We start from the raw sequence: 1,447 nt of genomic DNA on the forward strand, positions 1-1,447 counted from the left end.
TTCTCCTTGTACTGGATCATCCGGCGCATCTCGCCGTCCGTGGCCACGCACTCCAGCAGGTACGACAGCCGGGCGTGCTCGTCCACATGGCTCTGCACGAACACCGTGCACCGCTGTGGATCCAGCCCGGAGGCCAGCAGCAGGGTGGCGGCCTGCCTGCTCAGCCGGCGCACCCGCGCCGGATCGTGGTCCACGGTCAGGGCGTGCAGGTCGACGATGCAGAACAGCGCGTCCGCCCGGTACTGGTCGACCGTGGCCCACCGCCGCATGGCCCCGAGGTAGTTCCCCAGCGTCAGATGTCCGGTCGGCTTGATACCGCTGAAGACCCGAGTCATCACTTCTCCCTCTCCTGTGGAGCGTCGAGGCCGCTGTCCGGGGCGGCCGCCCCTCGAGCTCCGGGGGGAGAAAGCAGAACGGCCGCCGAGGCGGCGGCCGTGGGTGCATACGCAGGACGACCGCCGTCAGGCGGCCCACCAGAACTGGCTGTGCGTACGCGTCGTCATGCCCACGAGACTACGCCCCCGGGGCGGGGGACCGCAGCGAGTTGACACGCACCTGGGGGATCCGTACTGTTCTCCGAGTTGTCCGACGTGAGCACCGACTCCGGTCGGCCCCGGACAGCCATCCCGTGAGCACCACTACTGATCGACGTCAGCAGTCTGTCTGCCGGCGCGTCATTGTCGTGCGTATTCACGGAATGAGGAATCCGCACCCGAAAGGGAGCAGGACCCCGATTAGGTCGGGAGCCGGGAATCCGCTAAAGTCTCACTCGTCGGAACGGCCCGCAACGGCCGGAAAGACAAACCCCGCTGACCGGGGGTCAGGTCGAGAAAAAGATCTGATAGAGTCGGAAACGCAAGACCGAAGGGAAGCGCCCGGAGGAAAGCCCGAGAGGGTGAGTACAAAGGAAGCGTCCGTTCCTTGAGAACTCAACAGCGTGCCAAAAGTCAACGCCAGATATGTTGATACCCCGTCCATCCGGTTTCGGATGGTCGAGGTTCCTTTGAAGAAAACACAGCGAGGACGCTGTGAACGTCGGGACTATTCCTCCCGATGTTCCGCTCTCGTGATGTGTGCACCCGATCACGGGTAAACATTCACGGAGAGTTTGATCCTGGCTCAGGACGAACGCTGGCGGCGTGCTTAACACATGCAAGTCGAACGATGAACCACTTCGGTGGGGATTAGTGGCGAACGGGTGAGTAACACGTGGGCAATCTGCCCTGCACTCTGGGACAAGCCCTGGAAACGGGGTCTAATACCGGATACTGACCCGCTTGGGCATCCAAGCGGTTCGAAAGCTCCGGCGGTGCAGGATGAGCCCGCGGCCTATCAGCTTGTTGGTGAGGTAATGGCTCACCAAGGCGACGACGGGTAGCCGGCCTGAGAGGGCGACCGGCCACACTGGGACTGAGACACGGCCCAGACTCCTACGGGAGGCAGCAGT

1 rRNA gene and 1 pseudogene are annotated in these 1,447 nt (G+C 63.4%); one reads left to right on the plus strand and one right to left on the minus strand.

Annotation, left to right across the window (positions count from 1 at the left end):
• Positions 1-335 (minus strand): annotated as a pseudogene (locus ACZ7CF_RS42160) (tryptophan--tRNA ligase); the annotation flags it as partial.
• Positions 336-1,096: 761 nt separating this feature from the next.
• Here ACZ7CF_RS42160 and ACZ7CF_RS42165 point away from each other — a divergent pair.
• Positions 1,097-1,447: ribosomal RNA gene (locus ACZ7CF_RS42165) — 16S ribosomal RNA — on the plus strand; the annotation flags it as partial.

This window comes from Lentzea sp. NPDC036955 (genome assembly GCF_055608005.1).